Origin of the sequence: Acinetobacter sp. YH12094 (assembly GCF_013419295.1) — a bacterium.
Taxonomy (GTDB): domain Bacteria; phylum Pseudomonadota; class Gammaproteobacteria; order Pseudomonadales; family Moraxellaceae; genus Acinetobacter; species Acinetobacter amyesii.
Genome location: NZ_VPAK01000048.1, coordinates 1 through 8,446, shown reverse-complemented (window position 1 = coordinate 8,446; position 8,446 = coordinate 1). Strand labels below are relative to the sequence as shown.

The 8,446-nt window shown below is 35.4% G+C and carries 8 protein-coding genes, 2 pseudogenes and 1 other annotated feature; of the genes and pseudogenes, 5 read left to right on the top strand and 5 right to left on the bottom strand.

Features of this window, described 5'->3' with window-relative positions; translation table 11 throughout:
- The first annotated feature begins 390 nt into the window (after positions 1-390).
- From FTU34_RS17985 to FTU34_RS16960, 5 genes and pseudogenes are all read left to right on the top strand, one after another.
- Positions 391-732: a hypothetical protein gene (locus FTU34_RS17985; protein ID WP_257226325.1), complete on the top strand. Its 342-nt coding sequence runs from the start codon at positions 391-393 to the stop codon at positions 730-732.
- A 224-nt stretch (positions 733-956) separates the two neighbouring features.
- Positions 957-1,892 carry a hypothetical protein gene (locus tag FTU34_RS16975; RefSeq protein WP_180036242.1) on the top strand — a complete coding sequence of 312 codons (936 nt, stop codon included), beginning with the start codon at positions 957-959 and terminating at the stop codon, positions 1,890-1,892.
- A 189-nt stretch (positions 1,893-2,081) separates the two neighbouring features.
- A complete protein-coding gene (locus FTU34_RS16970) occupies positions 2,082-2,567 on the top strand; it encodes a tetratricopeptide repeat protein (RefSeq protein ID WP_180036243.1) in 486 nt (161 codons plus the stop codon).
- A 517-nt stretch (positions 2,568-3,084) separates the two neighbouring features.
- On the top strand, positions 3,085-4,449 hold the full coding sequence (locus FTU34_RS16965; protein ID WP_180036244.1) for an NAD(P)-binding domain-containing protein: 1,365 nt from the start codon (positions 3,085-3,087) through the stop codon (positions 4,447-4,449).
- 226 nt (positions 4,450-4,675) lie between these two features.
- Positions 4,676-5,739, top strand: a pseudogene (locus tag FTU34_RS16960) (IS3 family transposase); the annotation flags it as partial.
- Positions 4,806-4,923: a sequence feature (AL1L pseudoknot), on the top strand. It overlaps the preceding pseudogene by 118 nt.
- A gap of 269 nt (positions 5,740-6,008) precedes the next feature.
- Here FTU34_RS16960 and FTU34_RS16955 read toward each other — a convergent pair.
- From FTU34_RS16955 to FTU34_RS16930, 5 genes and pseudogenes are all read right to left on the bottom strand, one after another.
- On the bottom strand, positions 6,009-6,323 hold the full coding sequence (locus tag FTU34_RS16955) for a BrnA antitoxin family protein (RefSeq protein WP_070155399.1): 315 nt from the start codon (positions 6,321-6,323) through the stop codon (positions 6,009-6,011).
- Positions 6,310-6,597, bottom strand: coding sequence for a BrnT family toxin (locus FTU34_RS16950; RefSeq protein ID WP_092818268.1), 288 nt, complete (start codon positions 6,595-6,597; stop codon positions 6,310-6,312). Before FTU34_RS16950 ends, FTU34_RS16955 begins: the two co-directional genes overlap by 14 nt.
- Before the next feature lie 245 nt (positions 6,598-6,842).
- Positions 6,843-7,169, bottom strand: a complete 327-nt coding sequence (locus tag FTU34_RS16945) for a hypothetical protein (RefSeq protein ID WP_180022336.1) — start codon at positions 7,167-7,169, stop codon at positions 6,843-6,845.
- A 667-nt stretch (positions 7,170-7,836) separates the two neighbouring features.
- A pseudogene (locus FTU34_RS17975) lies at positions 7,837-8,097 on the bottom strand (PAAR domain-containing protein); the annotation flags it as partial.
- A 36-nt stretch (positions 8,098-8,133) separates the two neighbouring features.
- Positions 8,134-8,446, bottom strand: a 313-nt coding sequence (locus FTU34_RS16930) for a transposase domain-containing protein (RefSeq protein ID WP_180112668.1), incomplete at its 5' end; no start/stop codon positions are given.

The following is an 8,446-nucleotide window of genomic DNA, read 5'->3' as shown; positions in this document are numbered from 1 at the left end:
TGTTTGATATGACAATTAGCATGAGTAGTTTGGACATAAAGATCAAGTATTTTGTAACATGTAAAAATGCCATTATTAATATATTTAAAACATGTGTCTCGACTCGGGAATGAATGTCATTTAACGTATGCATTATTTGAAAATCAGGAAATACAACTCCATCAAACTTGATATAGCTGTATTGGGTGAGACTACATAATTTTTTTAGTTTGGTTTACTACACAGCGGACAGAGTTGTCAAAGTTTGGATTAATTACCCCTTTAAATCTTTCAGGAAAATCTATTGGTTGTACTGGGTGAGCATGACTATGCCGTACGGTTAAGCGCTCTCCAATTTGTAGTGTTTGGCCATCTAGATGGTTTAGCACTACGTAAGGCATGGTTACAGGAGTGAATTTACAAACGGGAACTAATTTTATAGGTGTAATTGCGGCAACATTTGGCAACGTTGCGGATGTGTTAGACCGTCAGCTTCAAATGAAAATATTGCAGGTTGGTGAATCAGCAAAATTAAGATATTTAAAAGGTTGGGCCACGAGAATTGCTCGCGGTGGTTTATATGGTGGTGCTACCATTTTTGCTGCTTTAGAATTCAAAAATGCTTGGATTTCTTTTAATCGAAATAATAAAACTAGCAAGATTTTTGATGGAGCATTTGGAATCTCGCTAATAGCTTCAACTTATCTTTTACGTAAAGGTACAACGTTCATGTCAGCTCATTTACTGGGTTAGGAGCGACTGGATGGGGAGTTGCTTTAATTATAGTAGGTTTTGGAGTGGATTATTACGCTGATTATAATCGCAGACAGCAGCTTAGGATCTGGCTGAAAGAAAGCGCCTGGGGGACATCAAATGCAGGATTATCTTTAGATAACTTAGAGAAAAATTATATCTTAGCTGTCGAAGAAGTAAGTGGTACGGATTACAAGTGGTAAAACTATATATGGAGGTTTCTTATGAGTGGTAACTATGGTTATGAAAATCAGAATTTGATCAAAGGTTTGAAGATTAACCATGAAAAACCACAAGTATTGACTTATATTAACGAACGAGGTTTGACGAATTTTAATTTAGAACGGGATAAATATCTAAAAAATAAACTGATACCTTATTTTAATATTCAGGAAATTAATGAGGATTACCTAGTTTGTACTGATGCTTGGGACGAAATTAGAGGATTGCCATCAATTTTTTCTATATGGTTCTCCGTCATATTATTAATAATCAGTTCTTCTTTACTTTTTTTTCTATTTTATGCACTTTTTAAAAATGAAATATCTTTTGCTCTTATAATAGGGACTTTTGCCCTGATTGGAAGTACTTATCTTTTAATAAAAATATTTAATATTTCATTCGGTCGCGAATTATTTGGCTATACACATTACCCGTTAATTTTTAACCGTAAAAAGCAAGAATTACACTATTTTGAGCCTTACCAAAAAAAATGGATTTCAGCTCCATGGAGTGATTATCATTTTTCTATAAATATTAATGAAAATCATGAATACGCTGTGAATGCTTCACTGATTGATCAAAATGAGATCATTCAACAAGTGGTCGTCTTTCCATTTAGATTTCGTAGCTTAAGTTTGGTTGAAGGTCATTGGGAGTTTTTTAGACGCTATATGGCGGGTGAAGACTTAGAAAAATTAAAAAATAATATTCATTACTATGCCCCGAATGTCATTGACCGTAAAGAGATAGCAAGAGAAACTTGGTTTAGACTTAAACTACTAAGATTTTCAGAGCGAGATTATTTCACAGATCAAGTGAAATTACCTTCAGACTTTAATTTAAATCTTTTGATTTTTGGTATTCCTCAATTCTTAATTAGAAGGCTTTGTGTGAGAACATCTAAAATCCCTCAAGTTCCTAAAGAATGGATCAATTAAATTTAAAATGATATTTTTAATTCACGGTTTTATTTAGCAAAGCTATTTAATTATGAGTGTTGATAAAAAAAAGCCCTTTCAGGCTTTTTATAAAGAACTTAAGGCGACTGCTGAATCGGACTGCCACTGAAAAAGATCCTGGATTAGAAAATCACCCATCTGGTGCAGATTAAAGGTTAGGTTAAGAGTATGAAAAAAAATGGATTGATATTATTTTGTACAATAATGTGTCTATTTTTTGCCGCTTGTACTAAAGAAAGTAATTTTCAAAAAGGTACACATGTAGATAATAAAAGTTCAGAGCAGTTGTATGTTGAAGCTGGTGATTACTACCTAGGTCTTAATGGTAAGGAAAAAAATTATAAAAAAGCTTTTTCATTACTGATGCAGTCAGCTGAGCTAGGCCATTCAAAAGCTCAAACTGAAGTTGCTCGTATGTATTATGATGGGGTAGGGGTGAATCAAAATTATGAAAAAGCATTTTATTGGTTTGAAAAAGCAGCGAAGAAAAATGATGAAATAGGTTTGTATAACCTCGGAGTTATGTATAAAGAAGGTAAGTACGTAAAGCAGGATGATGTACAAGCATTAAAATATTTTGAGGAGTCGTCAAAAAAAGAACTTTCAGAAGCTCAGTTTACTTTAGGAAGGCTTTGTTGCACAAAGATTTCATAACTATATGATTTTAAAAGTTTTGATTATTTTTTGATCCAAAATTAAATTTATTTAAATCAGATGCTTACATATTTATGCAACAAAGCCTTTTGGAGTTACAATTTTATTTTAATTTCGCATAAGAGATTTTATGTTAAATATACGATTAAAATTCTAGGATATGAAACGTTGTTTGATAATCTTCTGCATTAAAGCTTTATATTGTAAGGATTTTTTACACTGATCTTCAGGTTATTCAAAATTAAATTAAAAAAATTTAGAAGTTAAATTGTTATATTTAATATTATTATTTATATTATATTTTTATATGAGTTTTTATGATATAGTTTTTATTCTTTTCTGTATGTTATATATCCAATATAAATGTAGCCTACAATATTTTTTTTTACTTCGCATCCTATTTTGAGTGGATTATCCTTAATCTATAAATTTAGGTTTGTACATAAACTATTCTTACGATCCTAAATAAAATCAAAATTGGAGATAGGCGAAGCTATTAAAACTAATGGAGATAGCGATGACTAGAATAGCAATTATTGGTTCAGGTCCTAGTGGCATGGCACAATTAAGAGCATTCCAATCAGCAAAGGCCAAAGGTCTAGAAATTCCCGAAATTATATGTTTTGAAAAACAAAGTGATTGGGGGGGGCAATGGAACTATACTTGGCGTACAGGTGTAGATGAAAATGGAGAGCCCGTTCATAGCAGTATGTACCGTTACTTGTGGTCTAATGGGCCAAAAGAAGCATTAGAGTTTGCGGATTATACGTTTGACGAACATTTTAAAAAGCCCATCGCCTCTTACCCACCAAGAGAAGTGTTGTGGGATTATATCAAGGGTCGTGCGGAAAAAGCCAAGATCAAACATTTGGTCAGATTCAATACCGCGGTGCAGCATGTCTGCTACGATGAACATAAAAAGAAATTTACTGTTGAAGTAGAAGATTACAAGAACCAAAGACACTATGTGGAAGAGTTTGACTATGTGATTGTAGCCTCAGGGCACTTTTCGACACCAAAAGTACCCGTATATAAAGGCTTTGATCGTTTTCATGGTCGTATTTTACATGCCCATGATTTTCGTGATGCCCGTGAATTTGCAGATAAAACGGTACTGCTTGTGGGCAGTAGCTATTCGGCTGAAGACATCGGTTCACAATGCTACAAATATGGCGCAAAGCAAATCTATAGTTGTTATCGTAACAAACCGATGGATTTTAGATGGCCGAAAAATTGGTCTGAGAAAAAACAGCTAATACGTGTAGATGAACGTAAAGCTTATTTTGGAGATGGTACTTCAGCAAAAGTTGATGCGATTATTTTGTGTACTGGTTATCTTCATCATTTCCCATTTATCGAAGATAAATTGCGTTTAAGAACACACAATTGTTTATATCCACTAGATCTTTACCAAGGTGTGGTATGGGAAAAAAATCCCCGTTTATTTTATCTAGGTATGCAAGATCAATGGTATACCTTCAATATGTTTGATGCCCAAGCTTGGTATGTTAGAGATATCATATTAGGTAAAATTTCTTTGCCAAATATCATGGAAATGCAACATCATACTGAGAAGAAGCATTTAGAAGAGAAAGCTCTAAGTACAGATGAAAAGAAAGCACGTTTCCAAGGTGAATATGTGAAATATTTAATTAGTGAAACAGATTACCCTAATTTTGACGTTGATGGGGTGCATAATATTTTCATGCAATGGAAAAAGCACAAGAAAGAAAATATTATGGAATTTAGAGATAAAACGTATCGTTCAGTTATGACTGGAAAAATGGCAAGACCACATCATACGCCTTGGTTAGAAGCTCTCGATGATTCTTTAGAGAACTATTTAGATTCAGAAGGTGCTAAAGAGAAAAATTTTATTTAGCCAAAATTTAGAAAAGTAGCTAGAAGTCAAATGGGAGCTTTGCTCCCATTTTTATACGATAAAATTCATATACACGAGTAAGTTTATCTAAAAGGTGCAGAATCACATTTGAAAATTGCTAATAAAATATTAGAAGATTGAATATTCATCTAAAAAGTTTCTATATAACCCGAATCGCGGATAAGAAATTGACTTGAAAAATAGGAGGACTAGAGCCATCCGTTAGATTGGTTGTACTCCTGAAACACTTCGTGCCTGGCATCAAAAGCATTTAGATCAGCAAAATCCTATTAAAGTACAACAGATATCTGATCAAGAAAAAATGAAGCAAATGGAACGTGAAATTAAAGAATTAAAGCGTGCTTTCGCCCAGGCGGAGCTCGACCGCCCACACAAATAATGATGGATTTCATCCATAATAATAAAGTGTTATACGGTGTTGATGCGATTTGTAGGATTTTACCGATCTCAGCTTCAACCTATTAACGAACTTTAGATCTCGCTGACAATCCAGAACATCGAGCGAAACGAAGTCTACATGATGAGCATCATGCTGAACAAATTAAACGAATTTGGAAAGAAAGTTCAGGCCGATATGGTGTGCTTAAGGTCTGGCAACAATTGAAACGTGAAGGTTATGTTATCGCACGTTGTACAGTTGCTCGATTGATACAGAAGCTAGGTATACAAGGTGTTATGGCGTTTTAAAACATCTGACTGCCTATCAAAGAGATTATTTATTGGTCGAATAATCTCAAAACCTGATTGACTACCAAGACGGTATCTCAGGTGAGTAACTTTACGTATATTCAAACTCATTCGGGCTGGGTCTATACCGCCTTTATTATTGATGTGTTCTCACGAGCAATTGTTGGATGGAAAGTATCTACACGGATGAATACAGATATGGTGCTCGATGCACTTGAGCAAGCATTGCATGATCGAGGGATGCCAAAGAATGTGATTCATCATTCCGATAGAAGTGTGCAATATCTTTCCAGTCGCTATACCAATCGTCTAGAAGCAGCAAATTCACGAGCGTCAGTCGGTACAAATGGTGATTCATACGATAACGCTTTGGCTGAAACAGTGAATGGGTTATACAAAACAGAGGTGATTGAATATTTAAAAGCAGACTGGCAAGGTTTAGCGGATGTACAACTTGCGACATTAAATTGGGTAGATTGGTTTAACAAAAAGCGTGTACACAGCGCATTGGGTTATGTACCTCCTTTTGAGTTTGAAGCAATGTACTATGATAAGATTAACCCGTTAGGTCAGGTGGCCTAACTTAAATAAAAATGTCTCCGACAAACCCGGTACGCTTCAAATTTAATGAAAGCCTCTATAGTGAAAAAAATTAAGTTTTAATAAAAAAGCGCCTTTGAATGTAGGCGCTAAATTTTAATGCTTGATACACTAACGCTAATATTCAAGTATACTTAATTTAACATAATCTATATTATACGAAATGGTAGGACATTTCTACTTAGGAATAACAGGTAGGTAGACATTTTAATTGGTGAATAACACAAAAATGGGAGCTTAAGCTCCCATTTTTATTGATGATTTTTTAATTCTTTCAGCATAGCATCCCGTAAAATTTCATTCATTCGTGTTTGATAACCTTTGCCTTGTGCTTTGAACCAAGCAAGTACATCAGCATCTAACCGAATTGAAGTTTGTTGCTTCACTGGGCGGTAAAATTGATTTGGGCGTACAGCACTGCTCCAATCGGTAATTTCAGGAATATCTGATAGATCTAGCTGATCATCCGGAACCGTGCCTTTAGCAAGCAAGCGTTGAATTTCAGCATCTTGCTTCTCACTAAATTTCTCATTCAGCTCTTTGCGTGAGTATCTAACCATGCTCATATTTGTTTCGCTCCGCTTTAGTCACTTGCCTTGCACTAATGATTCGTATGATTTCACAGTCATCTTCATCAAAAATGGTGTGAGCCACCAATAACATTAGTACGCCTTTAACTCGTCCAATGGTTTGCCAACGTTCTTCACCATCGGTATGTCTGTCTTGGATTGAGATCCTTAATGGATCTTCAAAAACAAGGCTTGCCGTTTCAAAAGAGATATCATGCTTTTTCTGATTCTTTCGATTCTTAGCCTCATCCCATTCAAAATACTGTTTCATAAAAAACATTCAAATTTGTATATACAATAATGTATCACAAAATTGTATCACTCAACCCAATTGGTGTAATTTTTAGTCAAAATTATTGGCAAAACACTCCAAAACCGCTCATAAAAAAGCCGACTTGTTTCCAAGTCGGCTTTTGAACATCATCGAGCAAATAATTTATATCATAAGTTTTTGATTTTTATATGTTTCAATTTGTGCATTTCGCATAACGACCATTATGTTAAATGGAGAGAAAATTAGTCTAAAATTCTTATATATTCTTTTTGTACCCCAGTTAAGATACTCACAAGTTGTTTCTTTAAATTATCAGCATCTTCTTTATAATCAGTATTCCAATCATTCCATTCAGTTGGTCTGTTAGCTAAATCCCAATCGCATAAAGCTAACCCATTTATTACTTCCATATCGAAAATTAAAGTACCTAATTGCTCCTGCATTTCTATAGGGAAATTATCTTTAAAACCATCGTAAATATTTTCAACATTTTTCGTAAATTCAGCATAGTGGTAATGAGTTTCTGTGGGTCTCGAATAGTTCTGTACAAATTCTAAAAGTTCATTCATTTTATTTTCCCTTACCATCAATTTTCCCATGCGATACTGTAACCACATCGCCTCGTTTATTAGTTACCACTGTGACATTATTTGCTGGACTATAATGGTTAGTGGTAGATTTTGTACCTACTGTTTGAGAGCCGTTTTTAATCGTATCTTTTACAACTGATGGCATGATACCTCTATCCTGCATCCTATCAAGAGCATGCCCGGAATAATTACGACCATCGATATTGGTAGGATTATTCCGAACTGGCTGATAACTTGGATTCTTGGGCTGATTCATTTGATTATGGCGACTACCTAAAACACCTGTAGCTTCTTTTCCTAAAACTTTCCCTCCAACTTCTTTTGCCGCCTTACCAATAGCTTTAACTTTTCCAGGGCCAATTACCGCCCCAACAATTTCTCCCTCTTCTAATTTCTTAGGATCAGCAGGTTTCATTCCTAAAGCAGTTAAAACTTTTTCACTTATTCCAAAAGTTAAATTATTTAATACACCTCGAGTGTTATCAGGGTCACCGTGCCCTCCGCCAGTAAATGGTCCTTTGGGTTTATCACTTTGCTTTGTTAATCCCATTGTCATATTTGGCACGTTTGAGGCAACCTTTGTTATTGGAGATTGGGCAATATTTAATTTTGATATTGCTGAGCTAGCTGATGAAGAACTCTTAGGCTGTGCTACAACAAGGGATTGATTACCAAGAAATGTAGCGCCACATGTTGTTTTATCACCTGCAAGTACTATAGCCCGACCATTAACAATAGTGGTTTGATCAGAAGCAATTGCGGAAACGACAGTTTTACATTGAGGGCAGAAGTGTTTCATACCATTTAAATGAACTGCAATTCCATTAATGATAAAAGTAGTGTCACACTCTGCAACGATCCCACCATGACTAGTTATCGATCCAATGGTAACTAAAGCTTTAGACATAGTTTGTAAGCGTCCGCTGAACCCCATGCCTATTTTTTAATTCGATTTAGGTTTCCAGCGGTGTGGTAGCAATTCTTCAATCTGAGTCACTTTATGTGTCGGCAACCTTTTCAGCACATCACTTAAATAGGCATAGGGATCCAGCCCATTCAGTTTTGCTGACTGGATTAATGTCATAATATTGGCTGCTCGCTGACCGCTGCGCAGCGAACCTGCAAACAGCCAGTTCTTACGTCCCAACGCCCAGGGGCGCATCTGGTTTTCCACCCAGTTATTGCAAATCGGTAGATTGCCATCATCCAGATAGCGGCTTAAAGCTGGCCAACGCTTCAGAGTGTAATTGATCGCC